This window comes from Campylobacter sp. CNRCH_2016_0050h, from assembly GCF_025772605.1.
Lineage (GTDB): Bacteria > Campylobacterota > Campylobacteria > Campylobacterales > Campylobacteraceae > Campylobacter_D > Campylobacter_D lari_D.
In genome coordinates this window covers 57,135-82,724 of sequence record NZ_JAKMSK010000005.1, presented here as the reverse complement: position 1 = coordinate 82,724, position 25,590 = coordinate 57,135, and the positions used below count along the sequence as shown (strand labels likewise).

The following is a 25,590-nucleotide window of genomic DNA, read 5'->3' as shown; positions in this document are numbered from 1 at the left end:
AAAATAACAAGGAAAATTAATGATACAAGATATTGATCTTTCGCGTAAATATTTTTATGAATTTTTTTCAAAAGCATTCAATTTTATCGACGAAAATGAGTTTAAAATTTGGCATGAGCAAGTTTTAGTTTTAGCTCAAAGTCCTTTAGATGATAGTTTAAAGTCTGATTTTGAAAAACTTAGTGCATGTGATTTTGCAAGCTTTAAAGAAGAACAAAATGGAGTGTTTTTTGATTTTTCTTATGTGAATGTGCCTATTAGTGCTTCTTTTTATGATGAGGGTAGGGATGATGGCAAAATGAAGCTTCAAGCCTGTGAAATCATTAGAAAAACCAAATTTAGAAAAAAAGAAGATTGTAGGCAAAGTGAAGATGAATTTGGCTTTTTGTTTGCTTTTATGGCAAGTATTATTGAGCATGATTTAAAAGTTGCACAGCAATTATTTCGTTTTGTGATAAACCCTGTAATAGATGAGTTTATAGAAAAATTACAAATCCACAAAAACTCAAATTTTTACATTGCTATTGCCAATATTATGAAAGTCTTTTTTGTAAATGAAAGAGCTTATTTGGAAGTACAAGCACCTATAAAAAAAGAAGGTAAAAGTGTAGCAGATGAGGCTTTACAAAGACTTCCTTATGAGCCAAGACTTCCTACTAAATTTAGCAAAACAAATATAGAAGAACTTAGTAAATTATAGAAATTAATATGTATTTTGTTACCAAAATACATATTATCAAAATCATCTTTTTATGAAAATAGAAATTAAATAAAATCTTAAGTGAAAATATGCAAAATTTATTTTGTTAAGTGTATAAATACTTTGAAAATAAGTATTTATAGTTATTCTTTACTTTTATTTCAAAGGAGAGAACATGGAGGCCAATCAAAGAAGGGATTTTTTAAAAAAATCTTTGAAAATTGGTGCTTTAGGGGTAGTAGCTGGGGCAAGTATGAATGCTTTAGCTAAAGATGATTACCAAGAGCAAAATACCGTAGTTTTAGGAAAAAGTACTAAAAAAGAAGTGCTTTATAGAAAAACTATGCATTGGGAAAAATACTACAAAATAGCTTATTAATTAAGAAAGGAAGAAGATGGCATTAGCAAGAAGAAATTTTCTTAAGCTTGCTGGTATTGCTGGTCTTGGAAGTGCGGCTTTTGGTAGTGAAAACAAAGCTATTAGAGCTGCAAGTGAACAAGAAGTAGCAAATCCTTATCCAGATTCTAAGATTGTTAGAACAATCTGTAGTATCTGTAGTGCAGGCTGTGGAATTAAAGCAGAAGTACAAGATGGAGTTTGGGTGCGTCAAGAAAACGCTATAGAACATCCTATTTCTCAAGGATCACACTGCTGTAAAGGGATAGATCAAATCGATCTTACTAAATCAAAGCAGCGTATTAAATATCCTATGAAAAAAGAAAATGGCAAATGGGTACGTTTAACTTGGGAACAAGCTATCAATGAAATTGGTGATAAAATGCTTGAAATCCGTAAAGAAAATGGACCTGATAGCGTTATGTTTTTAGGTTCGGCTAAATTTAATAACCAACAAGCTTATTATTTTAGAAAATTTGCAGCATTTTGGGGTACTAACAATATAGACCACGTTGCTAGAATTTGACACAGCGCAACAGTCGCCGGTGTGGCGAATACATGGGGTTATGGCGCTATGACAAATCATTTTGGTGATGTGACTAAACACTCAAAAATGATGATTATTTTTGGTGCAAATACTGCTGTGGCAAATCCTATCGGATTTAAACACTTATTACAAGCAAAAGATCGTAATAATGCTAAATTGGTAGTTGTAGATCCTGTATTTACAAAAACTGCAGTACATGCTGATGAATATGTAAGAATTCGTCCAGGCACAGATATAGCTTTAGTTTATGGTATGCTTCATTTGATCTTCAAAAACGGTTGGGAAGATAAAGAATTAATCAAAACTAGAACTTATGGTGTTGAAGAAATAAAAGCAGAGGCTGCTAAATGGACTCCTGAAGTTGTAGAAGATGTAACAGGCGTTCCAGCTGCTCAACTTGAAAAAATTACAAGAATGCTAGCTACAATCAAACCTGCTACGCTATTTTGGGCTTTAGGTATTACTCAACACTCAGTAGGTAGCTCCAACACAAGAATTCTAGCTATCTTACAACTCGTTCTTGGTAATATAGGCAAACCAGGTGCAGGAACAAACATCATTAGAGGTCATGATAATGTTCAAGGTGCTACTGATATGGGCTGTTTGGCTGATACTTTACCAGCTTATTATGGGCTTGATGATAATGCGTGGAATCATTTTGCTAATTTTTGGAATGTAGATAGAGAATATTTAAATTCAAGATTTTATTCTAAAGAATGGATACATGAAAAAGGTTTTTCACTAGCAAAATGGTGGCAAGGCGTTTTACATGAAGAAAAAACTTATTCTAACTCACCTATCCGTGTGCTTTGGGTGCAAGGAACGGGTATTACTTCTATGGCGCATACGGTAAAAATTCAAGAAGCGCTTAAAAAACTTGATATGATTGTAATCGCTGAACCTTTTGTAAATGAAGTAGCAGTTTTAGCAGATCGTTCCGATGGTATTTATATTATCCCTGCTTGTACTCAATTTGAAACAGAAGGTTATGTCACTGCGACTAATCGTGCTATGCAATGGCGTTCTCAAGTAGTAAAACCAATTTATGAAAGCAAAGAAGATCAAGAGATTATGTTTGCTTTTGCTAAAAAATTCGGTTTTTATAAAGAATATACTCGCGGTATGAAAATGGAATTGAAAGATCATAAGCTTGTACAAACAAGAGATGATAATGATGATAATTTTATATGGCCTGATGATGCTACAAGAGAAATGAGTAATGGTCTTTTAAGTATAGGCTTAAGAGGTATTTCAGCTGAACGCTTAAGAAAACACCAACAAAATTGGGAACATTTTGATCCTGATACTCAAAGAGGTCTTGGTGGTGAAGTTAAAGGCGAATACTATGGCTTACCTTGGCCTTGTTGGGATGAACAACATCCGGGAACTTCTATATTATGGAATACTGATGTGCCTTATGAAGAAGGCGGTATGGGCTTTAGAAACCGCTTTGGTTTAGAGCATGAAGGACATTCTCAATTAGCAGATGATGCCTTTACTCCAAAAGGATGTAAAGTTAAAGGTGGTTACCCACAAATCACTAAGGCAAATATTGAAAAAGTATTTAATATCAAACTAAGTGATAGCGAAAAAGAATTAATGGGCGCTAGCTGGAGTACAGATATTTCAGGTATTATTTTAGAAAAATGTAGAGAAAAGAGTGCTTGCTGTTTAGGTAATGCAAGAGCTAGAATGAAAGTTTGGGAATTTGCAGATCCTATTCCGTTACATAGAGAGCCTATTCACTCACCTCGTTGGGATTTGGTTAAAAAATATCCTACTTGGGGTGATCAAGAGAAAAACTTCAGAGTTGAGAGTAAATTTATCAGCGAGCAACAAAAGAAAGATTGGAGTAAAGAGTTTCCAACTATCATTTCAAGTATGCGTTTAGTAAATTTAAGTGGTGCAGGTATGCTTGAGAGAACTAGTAAATATCTTGCTGCAATCACACCTGAAATGTTTGCTAATGTTCACCCTGAACTTGCCTTAAAATATGGTATAAATGATGGAGATATGATGTGGATTCATTCACCGCAAGGTACTAAGATTAAAGTAAAATGTGTGCATAATCATTCTGTTACACCGGATAGAATTTGCTTGCCTTATAACTTTGCGGGTATTATGCAAGGAGTGGATTTAAGTTATAATTATCCTGAAGGCACTAGACCTTATACTATAGGTGAAAGTTCTAACACGGTTACTAACTATGGTTTTGATATAAATACGCAAATTTCTGAATTTAATGCAGGACTTTGCAGACTTGAAAAGGCTTAAGGGGTAAGTTATGGCTAGAATGAAATTTTATGTAGATAATAATCGCTGTATTTCTTGCTTTGCTTGTCAAGTGGCTTGTTCAAGTGCGCACGAAGTGCCAGTGGGGATTAATAGAAGAAAGGTAATCACTCTAAATGAAGGCATAGAAGGAAAAGAGTTTTCAACAACTCTTGCCTGCCAACACTGCACAGACGCTCCATGTGAGCAAGTTTGTCCTGTAAAATGCTTTTATATTAGAGCTGATGGTATTGTTTTACATGATAAAAAAATTTGTATAGGTTGTGGGTATTGTCTTTATGCATGTCCTTTTGGTGCTCCACAATTTCCAAGAGATGGTGCTTTTGGTATTAAAGGTCAAATGGATAAATGTACTATGTGTGCAGGTGGTCCTGAACCTACTAACTCTCATGAAGAAAGAGAACTTTATGGACAAAATCGTATTGCAGAAGGTAAAGTGCCTATGTGTGCTGCGGTTTGTTCTACAAATGCACTTTTGGTTGGTGATGCAGCTGAAGTTAGTGCAATGTATAGAAAAAGAGTTTTGCTTAAGGGCCAAAATTTAGGACTTGATGCAAAATAACCCAAAGGGTGTTTACAGGCACCCTTTTTTACTACTTATAATCCAAGGTTAATTCATGGAAGAATTAAATTTGCAAATTCAAAAAAATCTTGATGAAAATAATAAACTTACTTGTAAAAAAGCACTAGAGCTTTTAAAACAATACTCCAAAGAAGATTTTCAAGCTAGTATAAAAAAAATGGATGTAAAAATTTCAGATTGCGAGTTAGGTCAATTTGGAAAGTTAAATAAAAATATAGCAAAAAGTGAAATTTTAGAAAAATTAGAAACAAAACTAGATTCTAAGCGTCGCATATCATGTAAAGATGCTTTAGAATGTGCTAAAAACTTTAATATGGCTGATATGAGAGCTACGCTTAAAACTTATAAAATTGATGTTAAATACTGCGAACTTGGTTGTTTTGAAGAAAAAAAAGGTAAAAAATTTCATATAAAAAGCAAAATTTGGGTAGAAAATCCTGATGGAGAATTACTTTTTGGTAAAGGGAAAACAGATATTTTAGAATTAGTTGGAGAATGCGGAAGTATTTCCCAAGCGGCTAAACAACTAGGGATGAATTATAAAAAAGCTTGGCTTTATATACAGGATTTAGAAAAAAATATGAAAGAAGAATTGCTCATTGCTAAAAAAGGAAGAGGAAGTCAATCAGGTAGTAAGCTTACTCCTAGAGCTTATGAGCTAATTCAAAATTTTAAAATTTTACAACAAGATGTAGAAGAATACACTAATAAGCGCTTTAAAGAATTATTTTTCAAGAAAAATCAAGAAAAAGATAAAACTTAATTTGAATACAAGTTATAAAAATATATCATTAAGTAAAAAAGGTAAAAAATGAAAATTGATTGTAGAGATTTAGCTTGTCCGCGTCCTGTGATAGAGACAAAAAAGGCTTTAGAAGAGTTAAAAGAAAATGAAAATTTAGAAATTCTTTTAAATTCTCAAGCTTCTAAAGAAAATGTAATGAGGTTTTTAAAATCTTTAAATTTGAACTTTAGTGTGAAAGATGTAAATGATGAAAGTATTATTAGCATTATAAAAGATGGTAATATAGTTCAAATTCAAGAACAAAATTTACAAGAATATAACGTGTTGTTTTTAAAAAGCGATAAAGTAGGCGAAGGGGAACTTGGGAAAAATCTAATGCTAGGTTTTTTAAAAACCTTAAAAGATTTACCTAATAAACCTGTAAAAATCCTTTGTGTTAATGATAGTGTTTTAATGAATACTGATTGTTCTCATATGGCTTTTGAAGCTATGAAAGAGCTTGAAAATTTAGGGGTTGAAATTTATAGTTGTGGGGCATGTTTGGAATTTTTTGGTAAAACTAAAGAGCTTAAAATAGGCAAAATAGGTAATGCTTATGAAATTTTAAATGAACTTTTTGGAAAGGCAAAGATTATTTCTTTATGATATATAAAGACCAAAAACTAACTCAATATGTAAAAGCTGCGGGTTGAGCTGCCAAACTAGACTCGGTGGGTCTTGACAAAATTCTTGGCATTTTAAAACCGCATGAAAACATTTTAAGTGGTATTGATAATAACGAAGATGCAAGTGTTTATAAGCTAAATGAAGATTTAGCTTTAGTGCAAACACTTGATTTTATCACACCTGTGGTTGATAGTGCGTATCATTTTGGTGTTATAGCTGCTGCCAATGCTTTAAGTGATGTATTTGCTATGGGTGCTGAGGTGATTAATGCCTTAAATATTGTAGGCTTTGATACTTGTCATTTTAACAATGAAATTTTACTTGAAGTTTTAGAAGGTGCTAGAGCTAAGGTTGAAGAAGCTGGTGCTGTGCTAGTAGGTGGCCATACTATAGAAAATGATGAATTTATTTTTGGTCTTAGTGTGACAGGTGTGGTTCATCCTAAGAAATTTATAGCTAATAATAGTGCAAAAGATGGTGATGTTATTTTACTTACTAAGCCTATAGGTAGTGGCATTATTAGCACTGCTATCAAGGCTGGTTTGCTAGAAAAAGCAAAGATTTTAAAAGCAATAGAGCAAATGAGTTTTTTAAATCTTTACGCAAGTCGTATTTTAAAGGGGTTTAAAAGTCTTAGTGCTTTAAGTGATGTTACTGGTTTTGGCCTTTTGGGACATTTAAAAGAAATGTTAAATGAAGAGATTATGATAGAAGTGTATAAAAATGAAATTCCTTTAATGGATGGAGTTTTGCCAATGGCTAATATGGGGATAATCCCAGCGGGAGCTTATAAAAATAAAGATAGCCTAAAAATTTGGGTTGATAATTTAAATGAAAAAGATGAAGATATAATGTATTTTGATCCTCAAACTTCAGGTGGACTTTTAGCTGCAATGAGTGAAAAAGATGCAAATGAGGCTTTGAAAATTTTGAAAGATTACAATATAGAGGCAAAGATTATTGCTAGATGTGTAAGAAATACTCATAATTATTTATTATTACGCTAATATTTTATTTACAATTAAAAATATATGTTTATATTTGTTACTTTTTTACATAAAAAAATAAATTATAAATAAATATATGTTGATTTTTGTGGCTATTTTTGTATCATAAAAGATATTAATTACTAAATGGAGGAAGAAATGATACAAAAAGCTTTGCAATTAGCTGAAGAATTACAAAGAAAAATAGAAAGTAATATCTCTCAAAGTGAAAAAGAATTTCACGCCAAAATGCAAAAACTTTTAAACAATCCTAAAAATAAAGTGATGTTGATTGAACTTTTAGATCGCTCTTTTAGATGTAAAGATAAAAGTGCGAGTTTTGAGCTTATAGAGCATACTTTAAATAAATATGGTATAGCAGATTTTTTTAGTGCTTTTGAAAAATTTTTGCTTTTTTCATTTTTAAATTTTGGAAAATTTGCACCAACTCTTAGTGTGCCATTTTTCATTAAGCATTTAAGAGAAGATACTAAAGCTATGGTTTTAGATGCAAATCCTAGTGTTTTAGAGCCTCATATGCGTAAAAGAAAAGATGAAGATAAAATTACTTTAAATGTAAATTTAATTGGTGAAGAGGTTTTAGGTGAGGCTGAGAGTGCTTATAGAGTAAAAAAATATGAAGAAGCATTAAAAACAAGCTATATTACTTATATTTCAATTAAAATCACTACCATTTTTTCTCAAATTAATATTATTGATTTTGAATACTCTAAAGATGAAGTGGTAAAAAGATTGGATAAATTATATGCTCTTGCTTTAGAAGAAGAAAAAAAGCAAGGTGTGTCTAAATTTATCAATCTTGATATGGAGGAATTTAGAGATTTAGAATTAACCGTTGAAGCTTTTATGGAAAGTATTGCAAAGTATAATATTAAAGCAGGTATCGTTTTACAAGCTTATCTTCCTGATTCTTATGAATATTTGAAAAAACTTTTTGCTTTTTCAAAAGAAAGAGTTTTAAAAGGTATGAAGCCTATAAAAATTCGCTTTGTTAAAGGAGCGAATATGGAAAGTGAAGAAACTATAGCTTCGCAAAGAGGTTGGGCTCTACCTACTTTTTATAAAAAAATTGACACAGATAGTAATTATAAGAAAATGCTTGATTTTGTCTTAGAAGGCGATAATTATAAATATATTAATGTAGGTATTGCGAGTCACAATTTATTTGAAATTGCTTATGCTTATACTAGAATTTCACAAGCAGGAGCTTTATCATCTTTTACTTTTGAAATGCTTGAAGGTATGAGCTTGCAATGCTCTTATGAGCTTTCTAAAATGCATGATCTTATACTTTATGCACCGGTGTGTGATGAAGCGCATTTTAATAATGCCATTGCTTACTTAGTAAGAAGACTTGATGAAAATACTAGTGAAGATAATTTCATGAGATATTTTTTCAACCTTAAAATCAATGATAAAAATTGGCAAATGCAAAAAGAATTATTTATAAAATCTTTAGAAGGCGTTGCTAGTTTGGATAATTCTACTCATAGAACTCAAGATAGAAATAATGAGACAAAGGCTATTAGTTCTTATGAGAGTAAAGAATTTAAAAACGAACCTGATACAGATTTTATCTTAAAAGCAAATAGAGAATGGGCCAAAAATATAAGAACTAAATATGAAAATTTAAAAAATTATGATGTGTATCCGGTTGCAAAAGAAGAAATTAAAAATGAAAATTTACAAGTAATAGAAGTTAAAGATAAAATCAAAAATCGCACTATAGGTAAAGCACATTTAGCAGGCCAAAAAGAGATTAAATATGCTTTAGATGTAGCTAAGAGCTCAAATTTTAGTGATTTAAGTCATGATGAAATTTATAAGATTTTAGCAAAAACTGCTCAACTTGTTAGAGATCGTAGAGGAGATTTAATAGGTATAGCAGCTTTAGAAGTAGGAAAAACTTTCTTAGAGATTGATCCTGAAGTTAGTGAGGCTATAGACTTTTTAGAATTTTACCCACATTCTTTGGAAAAACTAAAAGAGCAAAATCCAAATACTACTTTTAAAGCAAAAGGCATAGGTGTGGTAATTGCACCATGGAATTTTCCAGTAGGTATTTCAGTAGGAACCATAGCAGCACCTTTGGCTGCAGGTAATAAAGTAATATATAAGCCATCATCTTTATCCATGCTAACAGGTTATATGCTTTGTAAATGCTTTTGGGATGCGGGAATTCCAAAAGATGCTTTGATTTTCTTACCTGCTAAAGGTAGTGATATATCAAAATACTTGCTTGTTGATCAAAGTGTGAAATTTTCAGTATTAACCGGTGGAGAAGAAACTGCTTATGCAATGCTCAAAGCTAATCCAACCTTACTTTTAAGTGCTGAAACAGGCGGTAAAAATGCAACTATTGTTTCTAAATTTGCTGATCGTGATAGTGCGATTAAAAATATCATTCATTCAGCATTTTCAAATTCAGGTCAAAAATGCTCTGCTACTTCTTTACTTGTTTTGGAAGAAGAAGTTTATGAAGATGAGGAATTTAAAAAGACCTTGGTAGATGCTGCTAGTTCTATGGCGGTTGGAAATCCATTTGTATTTAAAAATAAACTTGGAGCTTTAGCAGATAAACCAGATGTAAAACTGCAAAAAGCATTAGATGAGTTAGCTCCATATGAAAGTTGGGCTTTAAAGCCTAAATTTGTAGATGATAATCCTTATCTTTTAACTCCAGGGATTAAATATGGTACAAAAAAAGGTGATTTTACACACATGAATGAGCTTTTTGCGCCAATTTTAACTGTAATGAAAGCAAAAGATTTAAAAGAAGCTATTGATATAGTAAATTCTACAGGTTATGGACTTACAGCAGGATTTGAAAGTTTAGATGAGAGAGAATGGGAATACTTCCACACTCACATAGAGGCAGGAAATATTTACATCAATAAACCAACAACAGGAGCTATAGTTCTTAGACAACCTTTTGGTGGTATTAAAAAATCAGCCATTGGTTTTGGTAGAAAAGTTGGAATTTATAATTACATCACTCAATTTTTAGATATAGAGCAAAGTCAAGCTGATCAAAATGTTTTAGATAATGAATTAGTATCAAATTTAAATGCTTTAAGCTTGGATTTAAATGAAAAAGATAAAGCCGATTTTGAAGTCATTAAAGCTATGGCAAGAAGCTATGCTTATCATGCAAAACATGAATTTGCAAGTGCAAAAGATTATGTCAATATAAGAGGCGAGGATAATATTTTCTCTTATACAAAGGTTAAAAATATCGCTTATAGAGTACATAAAGATGATAGTTTAAAAGATATTTTAGGGGTTATTTTAGCAGCCAGTGTGCTAAATATTGATCTTATTTTAAGTTACGATGAGCATGAGAAAATAGATCTTGTGCAAAAGATTAATCAAAAAATTAGTTCAAAAACTTTATTCCTTAAAGAAAGTAAAGAAAATTTCATTAGCAAAATAGCTGATTATGAAAGAATTCGTTATTTTGCTCCATTAAATATTAATGATGAAATTTTCATAAAAGCAGCAAGTTGTGCAAAAATCATTGCCAATGCTAAGCCTTTAATGAATGGGCGTTTTGAGTTGCTTTTATATCATAATGAAAAAGCTTTAAGTATATCTTTCCACCGTTATGGAAATTTAGGCATTCGTGCTTTAAAATAAAAAGGAGAAAAAATGGAGGTTGTGCACATTAATACTCAAATTGCGATAATGTTTGTCGCATATTCAGCATTAATGCTTTTTATTGGATTTTATTTTTATAAACAAAATAAAAACTCAGAGGATTATTTTTTAGGTGGTCGTTCTATGGGGCCAGTAGTTTCAGCACTTAGTGCTGGAGCTTCTGATATGAGTGGTTGGCTTTTAATGGGTTTACCGGGAGCTTTATATGTAAGTGGTTTAGCTGAAAGCTATATTGCAATAGGTCTTAGTATAGGAGCATTTTTAAACTGGGCTTTTGTAGCAAAAAGACTTAGAATTTATACTAGTGTGATTGCAAATTCTATTACAATTCCAGATTATTTTGAAACAAGATTTGATGATGATAAGCATATATTAAGAATAGTTTGTGCTATTGTTATTTTGATATTCTTTACTTTTTATGTTTCTTCAGGACTTGTAGGTGGAGCAAAGCTTTTTGAAGCAACTTTTGGAATCCAATATGATTATGCACTTACTACAGGAACTGTGATTATAGTTGCTTATACATTTTTGGGTGGATATAAGGCAGTTTGTTGGACGGATTTGATTCAGGGTTTATTAATGATGAGTGCCTTGATTATCGTACCTATAGTGATGATTTATCATTTGGGTGGCTTTAGTGAAGCTGTTAATATAGTCAAAGAAATTAAGCCAAATACTTTTTCCATGGGGGAAGGATTAAGCTTTTTGGGTATAGTTTCAGCGCTTTCTTGGGGGCTTGGGTATTTTGGTCAGCCACATATTTTGGTGCGTTTTATGTCTATAAGATCAACTAAAGATATTCCAACTGCTACTTTTGTAGGAATTTCTTGGATGGTTATATCTTTAATTGGAGCTTGTTTGATAGGTATTTTAGGTATAGCTTATGTGAGTAAATTTGAGCTTAGTTTGCAAGATCCTGAAAAGATTTTTATCGTAATGTCGCAATTGCTTTTCAATCCTTGGATAGCAGGTGTTTTATTAAGTGCTATTTTGGCAGCCATTATGAGCACAGCAAGTTCGCAATTGCTTGTTTCAAGTTCAACTATAGCAGAGGATTTTTATAAAAGAATTTTTAACAAAGAAGCGTCCAATAAAACAGTGATGACTTTGGGTAGATTTGGTGTTTTAGCAGTAGCTGTGATAGCTTTTATTATTTCTACTGATAAAAACTCAAGCGTATTAAGTATAGTAGCTTATGCTTGGGCAGGGTTTGGAGCAAGTTTTGGTTCTGTAATGCTCTTTTCGTTATTTTGGTCAAAAATGACTAGATATGCTGCTATTGCAGGTATGATTACTGGTGCAGTTGTGGTTGTAGCATATAAAAATTTCTTAGCAGAGTGGCTTGATTTTCCTATTTATGAAATCATTCCAGGATTTTTAGCTGCTTCTGTTGTGATTATTTTAGTGAGCATGGTAACTAAAGTTCGCCCAGGAACTAAAGCAGCTTATGAAACAATGCTAAAACATCTCTAATACTCTCGCAATATGCGAGAGTAACTATGAAAAAATATTAATCAAATAAGTATTTAAAGGTATTGCAACAATATCAATTAAAACAGCACCGCATAAAGGTACTATTAAAAAAGCTTGTCTTGAAGTTAAATTATATCTAGAACAAACTGCATTCATATTTGCTACTGCATTTGGTGTTGCACCTAGACCATGTCCCATAAGTCCGGCACACATAATCGCACTATCATAATTTTTTCCGCATAATCTAAAAACTATAAAAATTGTAAAGAATAGTAAAGCTAAAACTTGCACAATCAAAGTAATAAAAAGAGGTGTAGCAACAGCACTTAGTTCGTTTATTTTTAAATTTATCATAGCCATAGTTAAAAAAATACCAAGGCTTAATTCACTTATGGTATCTATTGTATATTGATTTAGCTTGAAAATATTAAAAGAATCATTAATATTTCTTACAACAATAGCAACAAGCATAGCACCAACATAACTAGGCAAAGAATAGCCGCTATATTGTGTAAATTTGGAACTTAAAAAAAATCCAATACACATAATACATAATATTAAAAATAAAGATTTTAAAAAATCTTTATAATTTGCATTGTGAATTTCATGCTTTAGAGGATCTATATCTTTAATATCTTGATTAGTTGTGATTTTTAATTTGTGTTTATTTATAAGATATTTTGCTACAGGACCTCCGAGCAAAGACCCTGAAATCAGTCCAAAGGTTGCCGCTGCCACTGCTAAAACTTTAGCGTTATTTAAGCCACTTAATTCTTCAACCATACCTCCAAAAGCTATAGCATTTCCATGTCCTCCTTCCAAAGAAACAGCACCACATAAAATTCCATATAGTTTATTTAAATCGAATAAACTCATCATGGAAATGCCGATAAAATTTTGCATTAAAGCCATAAACCAGCAATAACCTAGATAGATTAAAAGTACTTTTCCTCCTACTTTTAAGAGTTTAAAACTTCCACTTAATCCTATTACGGTAAAAAAAGCTACCATTAAAGGAGTTTGTAAACTTGTATCAAAATCAACTTTAATCTCAATAAAACTTAAAATCCAAATGATTATACTGATTAAAAATCCACCTATAACTGGTGCGGGAATGCAAAATTTTTCTAAGATTAAAAAACGTTTTTTCAAAAATATACCAAACAATAAAACCCCGATACTAATAGCTAATACACTTAAACTATCAAATTTCATATCATTCCTTTACTTAAAAAAAATATGCTAGATAAGCAGCGATTTTTGCAGTGTGATTGTCTATATCAAATTTAGGATTAAATTCACAAATATCTGCTAAAGCAACTTTTTTGCTTTCAAAAATAATTTTTATCGGAGTTAAAATTTCTTTTAAATTGATACCAAAAACAGCAGGGGCGCTTACAGCAGGAGCTACGCTTTGTGAAAATACATCCATATCAATACTTAAATAAACAACTTCATTTTGTTTTAAGAAATTTTTAATGACTTCTATACATTTTTCAAATTCAGTATCTAAAACATAACTTGCTTTCATATTATCCATAGTTTGAAAAAGTGCTTTTGTGTTAGATAATTTACTTACACCCAAGCAAAGATAAGAAAAATCATAATTATTTTCTTTTGCATATTCATAAGCTTTGTAAAAAGAATTTCCAGAAGTATGTAACTCCTGAATTCTTACATCAAAATGTGCATCAAAATTTATAACTCCTACACTTTTTTTGTAATCTAAAAGCGCTTTAATACAAGCTAAAGATGTTTCGTGTCCACCTCCTAAAATTACACCATAATAATTATTATGTAAAATTTCTAAGCACTTGTGATAAAGAGTTCATCGCCTAATTCTAGGGTATCAAAATTTTCAATATCTCCTAAATCATCAAAATCAAAATCATCATGTATAGCAAAATTTGCCATATTCTTTCTTATAATTTTTGGTGCTAATTCACTTCCAATTCTACCATTATTTCTCTGCACACCCAATGATGAACAAAAGCCTAATAATTTATTATTTGAAGAGTGATTTAAACATTTAAATAATCGTTTATGGATAATTTCATCACCATCATTTCTCCCTTGCCACATGTATTCCTCCTTTTTTGTGTTTAATTTCAATGTAAGATATTTTTTTAAATATTTTTGTATTTTGAGAAATAACATTATTTATTTGTGTATTTTAGTAGCAATAATTTATTGATTAAATAATTTTTTATTATAGTAAAAAATATTTGAAAATACTAAGGTATGGCTTTTAATGCATTTATGATAAAAGTTTCTTTAAGTTTTATTTTAAAATAAGAAAATACTATATATTTACTACTTGAAACAAAAAGGAGATTTATGCAAAAAAATAATCAAAAAACTTATGATTTATTTTTGATAGTGACATCTATCTTGGCGGTTTTTATGGTGATTGTAATTTTACTTATAAATCCTAGTAAAGCTTTAGAAGTAGCAAATTTTCTTTTTAGTAAGCTTACACATATGTTTGGCTCATTTGTTCAACTTTTTGAGTTTATTTGTGTAGTTTTTATTTTCTACTTGGCTTTTTCTAAAATAGGTAATATTAAATTAGGCGATGGGATAAATCCTTATTCAAATACTGCTTGGATTTTTATGTTTATTTGTGCAGGACTTGGATCTGCTACTATGTATTGGGCATTTATGGAATGGGCATATTATTATTTAGCACCTGGATTAAATATTACTCCAAAATCTACAGAAGCTTTAAGAAGTGCAACTTCTTTTTGTATTTGCATTGGGGTATTACGCCTTGGGCTGTATATGCTTTAAGTTCTATTGCAATGTGTTTTCATTTTTATATTTTTAAAAATAAAAATTTAAAAATTTCAAGTTTAATAGCAAATATCTTGCATATTAATCAAAATATAGTGCTTGATAAAATCATCGATGTTGTGTTTTTATTTAGTACTTTTGGTGGACTTGTACTTACTACAACCCTTTCTATAATTACAATTAGTGCTGGACTTTCTGGAATTTTTGATATTAATGATGGTTTTTATTTAAAATTTATTCTTTTAGCTATTGTTACAGCTGTTTTTACCTTTTCTAGTTTTGTTGGATTATCAAGTGGTATGGCAAAACTTGCTAAAATATCTTGTATCTTGTGTTTTGTGTTTGCAATATTGGTATTTATTTTAGGAGATAGTGTATTTATATTAAATAATATAATAAATAGTATAAGGGTATTTTTTAGTAATTATGTTTCAATGAGCTTATATAATGATATTGCTGGTGTAAGTAGCTTTAATTCTGATTGGACAGTTTTTTATTGGCTTTATTGGATTACTTACACTCCTGCTGTTAGTATTTTTGTGACAAAAATTTCTAAAGGAAGGACCATTCGTCAAGTAATTTTTGGTCTTATTGTGGGTGGATGTATTGGGACTTGGTTTTTCTTTGGAGTTTTGAGTTCATATGCAATAGATATTTTTCAAAGTGGAATCTTAGATGTTCCAAATTTTATTAGTTCAAATGCTGGAGAAGCTGGAGTGGTAGCATTGATAAAAACACTACCATTTGGTACTATTTTTGCTCTTTTTTATTTCCTGCTTATGATGGTATTTTTGGCTTCTCATATGGATGCTACTGCATTTACTATTTCTTGTGTAAGCACAAAAATAGATAGTGAAAATCCTAGTAAATATTTAAAAGTTTTTTGGTGTATTATGCTTGGATTAATTCCTTTAGCAATGCTTTATATAAATGCAGATTTAAATACCTTAAAAGTTGCAGTTGTTTTGAGTGCTGCTCCTTTTTTGGTAATACTTGCTATTAGCTTTTATGGGCTTATTAAATGGATAAAAAGGATGGATAATGAAAATTACTAAGGTTGAACCTATATGGTTAAGGACAAAAACTTTTGATGAGTCTTGTGAGTGGGGTGAAGATGCCTTTATATTAAGAATTTATACAGATAATAATCTTTATGGAATAGGGGAAAGTGATAGTGCTGCAGCAGTTTTAAAGATAATGTTTGAGCAGCCTAGTACTCATGGATCTTGTAGAAATTTAAGTGAAATTTTAATAGGACAAGATCCAAGAAATATTAAGAAGATTATGGATGATTTGATTGAGGGAAGTGCGTATTATGGACTTAGCGGAGCATTAATTTGTGCTTTAAGTGCAATAAATATTGCTTTATATGATTTACTTGGAAAAATTTATGGTGTAAGTGTAGCTACTATACTTGGTGGAAAAAGAAAAGACTTTTTAAATGCATACGCTACTTTTATTCCGAGTAAAAATATGGAAGAAAATATTTCTAGAGTAAAATACTTAAAAGAAGAAGGTTTTAAACTATTAAAATTTGGTGGTGCAGGCTTTGGTAATAATGCATTATCTGATAAAGAGATTATCAAGAATATTAGAGGTGCAGTGGGTGATGATATTAAACTTAGTATTGACTTAGTAGGGCTTTGGAAAAATTTTTCTTATGCAAGAGAAAGATTTTTGGAAATTGAAGAATATAACTTAGAGTGGATAGAAGAACCAGTTAGTGCAAATAATTTTTATGATTATGCAAGACTTAGCGAACACTTACCTTGTAAGATTACGGGTGGAGAGAGTTTTTACACGCTAAATGAGTTTGAAAATTTTATTAAAAAGTCAAAAGTTTCTATTGTGCAACCTGATATTACTAGATGCGGTGGTTTTGACACTATGTTAGAAATTGAAAAAATATCTTTAAAATATGGTTGTGATTTAGTCCCGCATGGTTTTTCTACAGGAATTTTACTTGCTGCTACGGTGCAGTTTCTAGCAAGTACTAAATATTGTAATTTGATAGAGTATTCTCAATCAACAAGTGTGCTTTTTACTCATTTGGTGAAAAATTTAATCCCTTGCAAAGATGGTATAGTTGAAGTCAATGATGCTGTGGGTATAGGAGTGATATTGGATGAAAATTTAATAGAAAAATATCGTATAAATATAAAGATTTGAGTAAATACTCAAATCTAATTTTTAAGGTTTTTGAATTAAAAATCTAAGCGTTGGTCCATCTTGATCTATCTCTAAAATTTCAAATCCGCGATTTTTCGCATCTTGAGGTATAGAATTAATACTTTGTGGGCAATCACATAAAATTTCTAAGACTTCACCTGATTTTAATTCTTTTAATGCATCAATGGTAGCTATAGCAGGATATGGGCATGCCTCACCTTCTAAATTTAAACTATAATGAATAATCATAATTTTCCTTTGTTGTGTTGGAAGAATAATCTTTTAAATTTTAAAACAAACAAAAATAAAATAGCAAACAAAGCTAAATTGATTAATAAGCTATTAAAATAACCAAAATCATTTAAAAGATGAATTTTTATACCATTTGTTAGTATTTTTGGGAAATGATCATAATTTAAAGCTAAGATCATAGTACCGATGATATTGGCAATACCCACTATAATAAAATGACTTTGTCCCTCGCAAGCTCTATACATCCAACCACACTCGCATCCTCCGGCAAAAACTATTCCAAATCCAAATAAAAAAGCACCTATAGCAAGGTTTGGTGATATTTCTATTACTTTACTAGTATGCCCTTGTAATATAAAAGCAAAAGCTATTAAACAAGCTATGATCATACCTATTAAAGCGCCTTTTATAGCATTGTCTCTACCAAATAAAAATAAATCTCTAAAGCAAGAAGTGAAGCAAATTTGAGCCCTAGAAATGATAAAACCAAAAACAAAACCAAATATTAACGCTAAAGGAAAAAAGCTTTCTTTGTTTTTAATATCAATATTTTGTTTTTGTAGTATAAATACAACATAAGTTATAAAAATTATAAATATACCAAGTCCTATGTAAAAATATATTTTTGAAATTTTATTTTGTGTTTTTAATTTTTGATTTTCTTTGCAAACGCGTTGTAATCTTGCTTTTGGCTTAAATAAGGCAAGATTGCAAACCTTAACACCTAGATAAATTCCTAAAATCATAAATAAAGTAAAAACCCAAGTATGTAAAGAAAAATAAGGTAAACCTGTAAAGAAATTTGCTAAATTACAACCAAAAGCAAGTCTTGCACCAAAGCCTGATAAAATTCCTCCTATAATAGCTTGAAAAATTCGAATTTTGCTAGCAGGCAAACGCCATTTAAATTTATTTGCTAAAAATGCAGCTACTAAGCATCCTATAAACATACCTATGAGCATGATACCATCAATTCTTGTTAAGGGATTGCCACTTAAATTTTGCTTTTGGTAGTAAGTATAGGGGCTTAAATCCATACCAAAAAATTCTAAAATTTCTCCACCCCAGCGTGTCATTTCACCTGTAACAGCCCAAACACTGCCAAAAATTCCAAAATAAATAGCACTTAAAATTCCAAGTATAATCATGCCTTTGGAATTATCCCAAAAATTTATAAAAAAAGATTGTTTGAAAGAATGCATTGATATATCCAAAAATTGTAATTGTCAAAACTTGACACTGAAAAACAAACATTATAACTAAAAAATATAATATTTCAAAGTATTTTTACACGCTTATAATTTCATATGTTTAATTTTTGTTTCAATTAAAAATATTAAGATATAATATCATTTTTGGAAGGTTAGCTTATCTGGTGATGGCCACTGACTTCAAATCAGATGAAAGGGTAGTTGACTACTTTTTGGGGAGTTCGATTCTCTCACCTTCTCGCCAAATTTAAGTCAAAATGGAGTTTTTTTATGAGTAAAGCAGATATTGTCGTTGGTATCCAATGGGGTGATGAGGGTAAGGGTAAGATAGTTGATAAACTATGTGAAAATTATGATTATGTTTGCAGAAGTGCAGGTGGACATAATGCAGGTCACACTATATGGGTTGATGGTATAAGATATGCTTTACATTTAATGCCATCAGGTGTTTTAAATAAGCAATGTATTAATGTTATAGGTAATGGAGTTGTAGTTAATCCTGATGTATTAATTAGTGAAATGGCTCAATTTGAAAATTTAGAAGGAAGATTATTTATAAGCGATAGAGCCCATTTAAATTTAAATCATCATGCTTTGATTGATCAAGCAAGAGAAAGACTTAAAGGCGATAAAGCTATAGGAACAACAGGCAAAGGTATAGGGCCAAGCTATGAAGATAAAATAAGTCGTAATGGACATAGAGTAGGGGAATTGCTAGAGCCTGAAAAGCTTTGTGAAAATTTAATGAAAGATTTTGAACTTAAAAAAACTTATTTTGATGTTTTAGGTATTGCAATGCCTAGTTATGATGAAATTTTAAAAGATTTAAAACGCTTTAAAGAAGTTTTAGCGCCATATATTACAGATACTACAAGAATGCTTTGGAAAGCTTTAGATGAGGATAAAAAAGTATTGTTAGAAGGCGCGCAAGGTTCTATGCTTGATATTGATCATGGAACTTATCCTTATGTAACTAGTTCAACGACTATTTCAGCTGGAGCTTTAAGTGGTTTGGGATTAAATCCAAAAGAAATTGGAAAAGTTATAGGCATAGTAAAAGCTTACACAACAAGAGTGGGAAATGGAGCTTTTCCAAGTGAGGATTTAGGTGAAGATGGTGAAAAAATAGGACTTATTGGTAAAGAAATCGGTGTAAGTACAGGTAGAAAAAGAAGATGTGGTTGGTTTGATGCGGTTGCGGTAAGATATACTGCAAGATTAAATGGCTTAGATACTTTATCATTAATGAAACTTGATGTATTAGATGGTTTTGAAAGTGTTAAAATTTGTAAAGCTTATGAGTATAAGGGACAAGAAATAGACTATGTACCTTGTGATTTAGAAAACGCTAAGCCTATTTATGAAGTAATGGAAGGTTGGGATAAAGTTGCAGGGATTAGAGATTATGATTTGCTACCTGAAAATGCTAAAAAATACATTAAGCGTTTGGAAGAATTAAGTGGCGTTAGAGTAGGTTATATCTCCACAAGTCCTGAAAGAGAAGATACCATCATTTTATGAAAAGCAAATATTCTTCTGTGATTAAGCTTAGAAAACAACAGCTTGATAAAGCAGAGGCAAATTTGACTAGAACAAGACAAAAGCTTTTGTTGTGTGAAGAAGAATTTAAAGAAGCTTTAAAAACATGCGAAAGCTTGACTTTGGCTGATAAAGGTTCGGTGGCTTTGTTAAGATCGTCTTTAAAAATGCAAGAGATTGCAAGAGAGGGTAAGCAAAGAATTAAACAAAAATTAGACCTAACTAAAAAAGAACTTGCACATCATCAACATTTATACAAAAAGGCTCATTTGGAATTTGAAAAAACTAAGGTTTTAGAAAATGAAGAATTAAAAAAAATCCAAAAAGCCTTGCAAAAAGAAGAAGAAAAATTTATAGATGAACTTGCTATAACAAGACATTTTAATAAGGACAAATGATGAAAAAAATAATATTTTTATTGATTTTCTTAAATTTTGTAAATGCACAGCAAAATTGCGAGCAGTATTTTGAAGCAAGAAAAGAGCAAATGCAAGAGCAAATTAGAGAATATGATGAAGCAAGACAAAGTTTAGAGGCTTATAGAGCTTCTTTTGAAGCTTTGCAAAAAGAAAAAATGCAAGCTTTGGAGCAAAAGGAAGCTGATGTTAATGCAAGTTTAGAGCAAATAAAAAGTTTAAAAGAGCAAAATGAGCGTATATTAGAAGCGACTAAACAAAATCTTCAAGTTATTAATGATAAAACTATGGGGCGTATCACAGAAATTTATGCTAAAATGAAAGATGTGGCCGTGGCAGGTATATTAAGCGAAATGGAACCGGATGAGGCTTCAAAAATTCTACTTTCGCTAGATCCTAGAAAAATTTCATCCATTATGGCCAAGATGGATCCAAAAAAAGCTTCCGATTTAACACTACTTTTGAAAAATTTAGATCAAAATGCAAGTTCGCAGTAAGTTTTAAGCAGTTTTTACCTTTTTTTTAGTATTATTTCAAAATAAAAATAAAAAGGTGAATAAATGCGTATCAAACCAGCTCATATACCTTATATAGCAAATAAAATAATACTTGATTTAATGCATTCTTCTTTTGTTAAAATTAAAGATGATAGTCAAAAACTTTTAAAAACAGCAAAAGAAATTATAGAAATAGATGTTTTAAATGAGCGTAAACTTGATGAAAAAGCAAAAGAAATTTTAGAAAGCCAAGAAGATGAAATTGAGTTTATGCAAATAGATAGAAAAAGTATGTTTTGGATGATTAAGAAAAAGCTAGCAAATGAGTTTAAATTTATGCTTGATAGTGAAGATAGATACAATAATCTTTCTCATAAAATTTTAGAAAATTTAGTGGAAGAAGATTTGATAAACTACAATGTATCAGAAAATCGTGTTAAAAATCTCATTTTTTCAAGTATTATGTCTTATTTAAAAGAGTATGAAAATTTAGAAGATTTAGTCTATGAAAAAATTTCAAATTATAAAAGAAAACTTATCCCAGGTTCTGAAGAATATGAATTGGTATTTGAAAAGCTATATCAAGAAGAGCTTAGAAAAAAGGGACTTTTATGAAAGCATATATTTATATAGAGAATGATGTTTTTTTAAGCGCAAAGGCTTTTGGACAAAGTGGAACTTTTTTTGGAGAGCTTGTTTTTAATACTTCTTTTACGGGGTATCAAGAAATTATTTCTGATCCATCATATGCAGGTCAGTTTGTGGTATTTTCAATGCCAGAAATTGGTATAGTTGGTATTAATGATGAAGATAATGAAAGTAAAAATGTATTTGCTAGCGGAATGATTATAAGAGAATTAAATGAAGATTATTCTAATTTTAGAGCCAATGATTCTTTAAGTGCTTATTTGAAAAAGCATGAAAAAATAGGGCTTTGTGAAATTGATACTAGATTTTTAGTTAAAATGATCAGAGATCAAGGAAATTTGAGAGCGGTAATATCTACTGAAATTAAGGACAAAGAAGAGCTTAAAAAAATGCTTCTTTCTAGTGCTAAAATTGATGAGGTAAATTATGTAGCACAGGTTAGCACTAAAAACTCTTATAAACATAGTAAAGGTGCTTGGGATCATAGCAACAAAGCTTATGAGAATGTAAAAGCAAATGGTAAAAAAGTAGCTGTGATTGATTATGGTGTAAAAGAAAATATTTTAAATGAGCTTGTAAGTGTTGGACTTGAGGTGGAGGTTTTTCCTTATAATACCAAGGCAAAAGATTTGATTGATTTATATCAAAAAGGTAAAATTCATGGTGTATTTTTATCCAATGGACCAGGTGAGCCAAAAATTTTAAAAGATGAAATCGCAGAGATTAAAAAACTAGCAGAAGCTAAAATTCCTATGCTTGGTATTTGTTTGGGACATCAACTTTTAAGTAATGCTTTTGGTTATGAAACTTATAAAATGAAATTCGGCCAACATGGAGCAAATCATCCTGTTATTAACCTTACTAATAACACAGTAGAAATTACAGCACAAAATCATAATTATAATATTCCTGAAGAAATAGCAGAGGTTGCAACTATTACTCATAGAAATTTGTTTGGTGATAATGTAGAGGGTGTGAGATATAAAAATTATCCTATTATATCGGTGCAACATCACCCAGAAAGTTCTTCAGGGCCACATGAGAGCAAGTATATTTTTAAAGAATTTTTAGAGCTTTTGTGAGTTTAGATTTTATTGCTTTAGCAAGTATAGCTTTTCTTTCTAGTTTTGGGCATTGTTATGGAATGTGCGGAGGTTTTGTTTTAGCTTATACTCAGCTTTCAAAGCAAATTAAACTCCCTTTTTTTCTTTTAATTTTCTCATATCATCTATCTCGAATTTTTGCTTATGTTTGCTTGGGTATATTTTTTGGAGTTTTTGGAAGTTTGCTTTCATTTAGTGAATTTTCAAAAGGCATAATGTTTTTTATAATTGGAATTTTTATGATAACATTAGCACTTGCTTTGATTTTTAAAGGAAAATTTCTAAGTTTTTTTGAAAATTCTTTATTTTTTGAATGCGTAATTAAAAAAAACATCTCTAGATTGATTCAAAAAAAATCTTTCAAGAGTACTCTTTTTTTAGGATTTTTAAATGGCTTTGTGCCTTGTGGTTTGGTGTATTTTTATATAGCCTTTGGAATGAGTGTGCAAAGTGTGTATTTGTCGGCTTTAATTATGCTTGTTTTTGGTTTTTCAACTTTACCAGCATTGATATTTCTTGCGTATTTTTCTAAAACATTAAATGAAAAATTTCAAAAAATAGCTAGTTTAATTTCCTATATTTTAATTTTTTGTTATGGTGTGTATTTTTCTTATATAGGCTTTGTTTTTACGCGATAATTTATTAATAAATAATAAATAATTAGACATAGTTTAAGCTAAAAAAGATATTAAGTATCGTATAATATAAAGATCGCATAATTGCAGAAAAAAACTTAAGGAGAGGAAATGCACCCAGGAAATGCATTAAACTATGACTATACGGTTGCTAAATATTTTATGTTTGCTACCTTATTGTTTGGTGTTATTGGTATGGCTATTGGAACGCTTATTGCCTTTCAGATGGCTTATCCGGATTTAAATTATTTAGCCGGTGAGTATGGTACTTTTTCAAGACTTAGACCATTGCACACTTCAGGTGTAATTTTTGGTTTTATGCTCTCAGGAATTTGGGCTACTTGGTATTATATTGGTCAGCGTGTGCTAAAAGTTAGTATGGCAGAATCAAGCTTTTTAATGTTCATTGGTAAATTGCATTTTTGGCTTTACATGATCACTATGATTATAGCTGTTATTACTTTGTTTGCAGGTGTTAGCACTTCAAAGGAATACGCAGAGCTTGAATGGCCACTTGATATATTGGTAGTTTTAGTTTGGGTTTTATGGGGTGTAAGTATTTTTGGGCTTATTGGAATTCGCCGTGAAAAAACTTTATATGTTTCACTTTGGTATTATATAGCTACTTTCCTAGGTATAGCAATGCTTTATTTATTTAACAATATGGCTGTGCCTACTTATTTTGTGAGTGGAATGGGTGATTGGTGGCATAGTGTTTCTATGTATGCAGGGACAAACGATGCATTAGTTCAATGGTGGTATGGACACAATGCAGTTGCATTTGTATTCACTGTTGGTATTATCGCTCAAATTTATTATTTTCTACCAAAAGAAAGTGGACAACCAATTTTCTCATACAAATTATCTTTATTTGCATTTTGGGGCTTAATGTTTGTTTATTTATGGGCAGGTGGACACCACTTGATTTATTCTACAGTGCCTGATTGGATGCAAACTATGGGTTCAGTTTTTTCAATCGTTCTTATTTTACCTTCTTGGGGTTCAGCAATTAATATCTTACTTACTATGAAAGGTGAGTGGAGTCAATTAAGAGAAAGTCCATTAATCAAATTTATGATTTTAGCTTCAACTTTCTATATGTTCTCAACTTTGGAAGGACCTATTCTTTCTATTAAATCAGTTAATGCATTAGCACACTTTACAGATTGGATTCCAGGACATGTTCATGATGGTACTTTAGGTTGGGTTGGCTTTATGACTATGGCTGCACTTTATCACATGGTGCCTAGAATGTTTAAAAGAGAATTATATAGTAAATCGCTAATGGAAGCTCAATTTTGGATCCAAACTACAGGTATAGTATTGTACTTTAGTTCTATGTGGATAGCAGGTATTACTCAGGGTATGATGTGGAGAGCTACAGATGAGTATGGTAACTTGCTTTATACTTTCATTGATACTGTTGAAGCTATTATTCCTTATTATTGGATTAGAGCTGTAGGTGGGTTGCTGTACTTAGTAGGATTTTTCATGTTTGTTTATAATATTTATAAATCAATTTCAGTGGGTAGAGTGCTTGATAAAGAGCCAAAAAGTGCTTCACCTATGGCAGCATAAGGAGGAAAAATATGTTTAGTTGGTTAGAAAAAAATCCATTCTTTTTTGCTGTGGCAGTATTTATAGTGATCGCATATGCAGGTATTGTGGAAGTTTTACCTGATTTTGCTCAAAATGCAAGACCAATTGAAGGTAAAAAGCCTTATACGGTTTTACAACTTGCAGGACGCCATGCTTATATTAAAGAAAGTTGCAATGCATGTCATTCACAACTTATTCGTCCTTTTAAATCAGAAACAGATCGTTATGGTATGTATTCAGTTAGTGGTGAATATGCTTATGATAGACCATTTTTATGGGGTTCAAAAAGAACTGGACCTGATTTATTGCGTATAGGTAATTTTAGAACTACAGATTGGCATGAAAATCACATGTGGGATCCAGTTTCAGTTGTTCCTGGTTCTATTATGCCAGCTTACAAACATATGTTTAGCAATAATGCAAATATAGAAACAGCTTATGCAGAAGCACTAACTGTAAAAAAAGTTTTCAATGTTCCTTATGATGTTGAAAATGGTACAAAACTTGGTACTTGGGAAGAAGCTCAAGCAGAAGTTAAAGCAGAAGCCCAAGCTATAGTAGATCAAATGAAAAATCAAGATGTTAAAGATGCGTTTGCTAGAGGTGAAATTAGAGAAATTGTCGCTTTGATTGCGTATCTTAATAGTTTGAAATAGGAAAA

At 30.8% G+C, this 25,590-nt stretch carries 23 protein-coding genes, 1 tRNA gene and 1 pseudogene; 20 read left to right on the top strand and 5 right to left on the bottom strand.

Features of this window, described 5'->3' with window-relative positions; genetic code table 11:
- Window positions 1-19: 19 nt before the first annotated feature.
- The 9 genes from L8X28_RS03900 to putP all read left to right on the top strand — a co-directional run bounded on the left by L8X28_RS03900 (window position 20) and on the right by putP (window position 12,067).
- Window positions 20-700, top strand: coding sequence for a molecular chaperone (locus L8X28_RS03900; RefSeq protein ID WP_263665578.1), 681 nt, complete (start codon window positions 20-22; stop codon window positions 698-700).
- Window positions 701-875: 175 nt separating this feature from the next.
- Window positions 876-1,079 carry a twin-arginine translocation signal domain-containing protein gene (locus tag L8X28_RS03895; protein ID WP_263665577.1) on the top strand — a complete coding sequence of 68 codons (204 nt, stop codon included), beginning with the start codon at window positions 876-878 and terminating at the stop codon, window positions 1,077-1,079.
- Window positions 1,080-1,095: 16 nt separating this feature from the next.
- Complete coding sequence (locus L8X28_RS03890; RefSeq protein ID WP_263665576.1) at window positions 1,096-3,918, top strand: formate dehydrogenase subunit alpha; 2,823 nt, start codon at window positions 1,096-1,098, stop codon at window positions 3,916-3,918.
- A 10-nt stretch (window positions 3,919-3,928) separates the two neighbouring features.
- Window positions 3,929-4,498, top strand: a complete 570-nt coding sequence (gene fdh3B, locus L8X28_RS03885; RefSeq protein ID WP_263665575.1) for a formate dehydrogenase FDH3 subunit beta — start codon at window positions 3,929-3,931, stop codon at window positions 4,496-4,498.
- A 55-nt stretch (window positions 4,499-4,553) separates the two neighbouring features.
- Entirely contained in the window at window positions 4,554-5,282 is a 729-nt protein-coding gene (locus tag L8X28_RS03880; protein ID WP_133319413.1) for a winged helix-turn-helix domain-containing protein, read from the top strand.
- A 48-nt stretch (window positions 5,283-5,330) separates the two neighbouring features.
- A complete protein-coding gene (gene yedF / locus L8X28_RS03875) occupies window positions 5,331-5,909 on the top strand; it encodes a sulfurtransferase-like selenium metabolism protein YedF (protein ID WP_263665574.1) in 579 nt (192 codons plus the stop codon).
- Window positions 5,906-6,937, top strand: coding sequence for a selenide, water dikinase SelD (gene selD / locus L8X28_RS03870; protein WP_263665573.1), 1,032 nt, complete (start codon window positions 5,906-5,908; stop codon window positions 6,935-6,937). Before yedF (L8X28_RS03875) ends, selD begins: the two co-directional genes overlap by 4 nt.
- A 138-nt stretch (window positions 6,938-7,075) precedes the next feature.
- Complete coding sequence (locus tag L8X28_RS03865) at window positions 7,076-10,573, top strand: bifunctional proline dehydrogenase/L-glutamate gamma-semialdehyde dehydrogenase (RefSeq protein ID WP_263665572.1); 3,498 nt, start codon at window positions 7,076-7,078, stop codon at window positions 10,571-10,573.
- 12 nt (window positions 10,574-10,585) lie between these two features.
- Window positions 10,586-12,067, top strand: a complete 1,482-nt coding sequence (putP, locus tag L8X28_RS03860) for a sodium/proline symporter PutP (protein ID WP_263665571.1) — start codon at window positions 10,586-10,588, stop codon at window positions 12,065-12,067.
- Between the two features lie 24 nt (window positions 12,068-12,091).
- Here putP and gltS read toward each other — a convergent pair whose 3' ends face one another.
- The 3 genes from gltS to L8X28_RS03845 are packed head-to-tail and all read right to left on the bottom strand — an operon-like array spanning window position 12,092 to window position 14,149.
- Window positions 12,092-13,282, bottom strand: coding sequence for a sodium/glutamate symporter (gene gltS, locus L8X28_RS03855; RefSeq protein WP_263665570.1), 1,191 nt, complete (start codon window positions 13,280-13,282; stop codon window positions 12,092-12,094).
- 13 nt (window positions 13,283-13,295) lie between these two features.
- Window positions 13,296-13,844: a formimidoylglutamase gene (locus tag L8X28_RS03850; protein ID WP_263665608.1), complete on the bottom strand. Its 549-nt coding sequence runs from the start codon at window positions 13,842-13,844 to the stop codon at window positions 13,296-13,298.
- 29 nt (window positions 13,845-13,873) lie between these two features.
- Window positions 13,874-14,149 (bottom strand): hypothetical protein, encoded by a 276-nt coding sequence (locus tag L8X28_RS03845; RefSeq protein WP_263665569.1) that lies wholly within the window; start codon window positions 14,147-14,149, stop codon window positions 13,874-13,876.
- Window positions 14,150-14,404: 255 nt separating this feature from the next.
- Between L8X28_RS03845 and L8X28_RS03835 the strand changes: the two are divergent.
- Both L8X28_RS03835 and L8X28_RS03830 read left to right on the top strand, forming a co-directional pair.
- A pseudogene (locus tag L8X28_RS03835) lies at window positions 14,405-15,915 on the top strand (BCCT family transporter).
- Complete coding sequence (locus L8X28_RS03830; protein WP_263662080.1) at window positions 15,902-17,029, top strand: mandelate racemase/muconate lactonizing enzyme family protein; 1,128 nt, start codon at window positions 15,902-15,904, stop codon at window positions 17,027-17,029. Before L8X28_RS03835 ends, L8X28_RS03830 begins: the two are co-directional and overlap by 14 nt.
- A 21-nt stretch (window positions 17,030-17,050) precedes the next feature.
- On the opposite strand, the gene yedF (L8X28_RS03825) is transcribed toward L8X28_RS03830, so the two are convergent.
- Both yedF (L8X28_RS03825) and yedE read right to left on the bottom strand, forming a co-directional pair.
- The gene (yedF, locus tag L8X28_RS03825; protein ID WP_133319404.1) at window positions 17,051-17,278 is read right to left on the bottom strand and encodes a sulfurtransferase-like selenium metabolism protein YedF; all 228 of its coding nucleotides are present in this window, start codon (window positions 17,276-17,278) and stop codon (window positions 17,051-17,053) included.
- On the bottom strand, window positions 17,275-18,483 hold the full coding sequence (gene yedE, locus L8X28_RS03820; RefSeq protein WP_263665566.1) for a selenium metabolism membrane protein YedE/FdhT: 1,209 nt from the start codon (window positions 18,481-18,483) through the stop codon (window positions 17,275-17,277). The genes yedF (L8X28_RS03825) and yedE overlap by 4 nt, the downstream gene beginning before the upstream one ends.
- 155 nt (window positions 18,484-18,638) lie before the next feature.
- Here yedE and L8X28_RS03815 point away from each other — a divergent pair.
- The 9 genes from L8X28_RS03815 to ccoO all read left to right on the top strand — a co-directional run bounded on the left by L8X28_RS03815 (window position 18,639) and on the right by ccoO (window position 25,585).
- Window positions 18,639-18,736 (top strand) — tRNA-Sec (locus tag L8X28_RS03815).
- 26 nt (window positions 18,737-18,762) lie between these two features.
- Window positions 18,763-20,013, top strand: coding sequence for an adenylosuccinate synthase (locus L8X28_RS03810; RefSeq protein WP_133319402.1), 1,251 nt, complete (start codon window positions 18,763-18,765; stop codon window positions 20,011-20,013).
- Window positions 20,010-20,429 (top strand): flagellar FliJ family protein, encoded by a 420-nt coding sequence (locus L8X28_RS03805; protein ID WP_263665565.1) that lies wholly within the window; start codon window positions 20,010-20,012, stop codon window positions 20,427-20,429. Before L8X28_RS03810 ends, L8X28_RS03805 begins: the two co-directional genes overlap by 4 nt.
- The gene (locus tag L8X28_RS03800) at window positions 20,426-20,944 is read left to right on the top strand and encodes a MotE family protein (protein WP_165955271.1); all 519 of its coding nucleotides are present in this window, start codon (window positions 20,426-20,428) and stop codon (window positions 20,942-20,944) included. The genes L8X28_RS03805 and L8X28_RS03800 overlap by 4 nt, the downstream gene beginning before the upstream one ends.
- A gap of 63 nt (window positions 20,945-21,007) precedes the next feature.
- Window positions 21,008-21,559 (top strand): DUF507 family protein, encoded by a 552-nt coding sequence (locus tag L8X28_RS03795; protein WP_133319399.1) that lies wholly within the window; start codon window positions 21,008-21,010, stop codon window positions 21,557-21,559.
- On the top strand, window positions 21,556-22,674 hold the full coding sequence (carA, locus tag L8X28_RS03790) for a glutamine-hydrolyzing carbamoyl-phosphate synthase small subunit (protein WP_263665564.1): 1,119 nt from the start codon (window positions 21,556-21,558) through the stop codon (window positions 22,672-22,674). Before L8X28_RS03795 ends, carA begins: the two co-directional genes overlap by 4 nt.
- The gene (locus tag L8X28_RS03785; protein ID WP_263665563.1) at window positions 22,671-23,333 is read left to right on the top strand and encodes a sulfite exporter TauE/SafE family protein; all 663 of its coding nucleotides are present in this window, start codon (window positions 22,671-22,673) and stop codon (window positions 23,331-23,333) included. The genes carA and L8X28_RS03785 overlap by 4 nt, the downstream gene beginning before the upstream one ends.
- Window positions 23,334-23,441: 108 nt before the next feature.
- Window positions 23,442-24,908, top strand: coding sequence for a cytochrome-c oxidase, cbb3-type subunit I (gene ccoN / locus L8X28_RS03780; RefSeq protein ID WP_039617631.1), 1,467 nt, complete (start codon window positions 23,442-23,444; stop codon window positions 24,906-24,908).
- 11 nt (window positions 24,909-24,919) lie between these two features.
- On the top strand, window positions 24,920-25,585 hold the full coding sequence (ccoO, locus tag L8X28_RS03775; RefSeq protein ID WP_087700416.1) for a cytochrome-c oxidase, cbb3-type subunit II: 666 nt from the start codon (window positions 24,920-24,922) through the stop codon (window positions 25,583-25,585).
- Window positions 25,586-25,590: the final 5 nt, after the last annotated feature.

Coding starts and splice junctions, on each gene's coding strand:
- fdh3B (WP_263665575.1), top strand. CDS start 3,929: ATGGCTAGAATGAAATTTTATGTAGATAATAATCGCTGTATTTCTTGC.
- L8X28_RS03795 (WP_133319399.1), top strand. CDS start 21,008: ATGCGTATCAAACCAGCTCATATACCTTATATAGCAAATAAAATAATA.
- L8X28_RS03900 (WP_263665578.1), top strand. CDS start 20: ATGATACAAGATATTGATCTTTCGCGTAAATATTTTTATGAATTTTTT.
- L8X28_RS03830 (WP_263662080.1), top strand. CDS start 15,902: ATGAAAATTACTAAGGTTGAACCTATATGGTTAAGGACAAAAACTTTT.
- L8X28_RS03800 (WP_165955271.1), top strand. CDS start 20,426: ATGATGAAAAAAATAATATTTTTATTGATTTTCTTAAATTTTGTAAAT.
- carA (WP_263665564.1), top strand. CDS start 21,556: ATGAAAGCATATATTTATATAGAGAATGATGTTTTTTTAAGCGCAAAG.
- gltS (WP_263665570.1), bottom strand. CDS start 13,282: ATGAAATTTGATAGTTTAAGTGTATTAGCTATTAGTATCGGGGTTTTA.
- L8X28_RS03845 (WP_263665569.1), bottom strand. CDS start 14,149: ATGTGGCAAGGGAGAAATGATGGTGATGAAATTATCCATAAACGATTA.
- L8X28_RS03895 (WP_263665577.1), top strand. CDS start 876: ATGGAGGCCAATCAAAGAAGGGATTTTTTAAAAAAATCTTTGAAAATT.
- putP (WP_263665571.1), top strand. CDS start 10,586: ATGGAGGTTGTGCACATTAATACTCAAATTGCGATAATGTTTGTCGCA.
- ccoO (WP_087700416.1), top strand. CDS start 24,920: ATGTTTAGTTGGTTAGAAAAAAATCCATTCTTTTTTGCTGTGGCAGTA.
- L8X28_RS03810 (WP_133319402.1), top strand. CDS start 18,763: ATGAGTAAAGCAGATATTGTCGTTGGTATCCAATGGGGTGATGAGGGT.
- yedE (WP_263665566.1), bottom strand. CDS start 18,483: ATGCATTCTTTCAAACAATCTTTTTTTATAAATTTTTGGGATAATTCC.
- yedF (WP_133319404.1), bottom strand. CDS start 17,278: ATGATTATTCATTATAGTTTAAATTTAGAAGGTGAGGCATGCCCATAT.
- ccoN (WP_039617631.1), top strand. CDS start 23,442: ATGCACCCAGGAAATGCATTAAACTATGACTATACGGTTGCTAAATAT.
- L8X28_RS03805 (WP_263665565.1), top strand. CDS start 20,010: ATGAAAAGCAAATATTCTTCTGTGATTAAGCTTAGAAAACAACAGCTT.
- L8X28_RS03865 (WP_263665572.1), top strand. CDS start 7,076: ATGATACAAAAAGCTTTGCAATTAGCTGAAGAATTACAAAGAAAAATA.
- L8X28_RS03880 (WP_133319413.1), top strand. CDS start 4,554: ATGGAAGAATTAAATTTGCAAATTCAAAAAAATCTTGATGAAAATAAT.
- yedF (WP_263665574.1), top strand. CDS start 5,331: ATGAAAATTGATTGTAGAGATTTAGCTTGTCCGCGTCCTGTGATAGAG.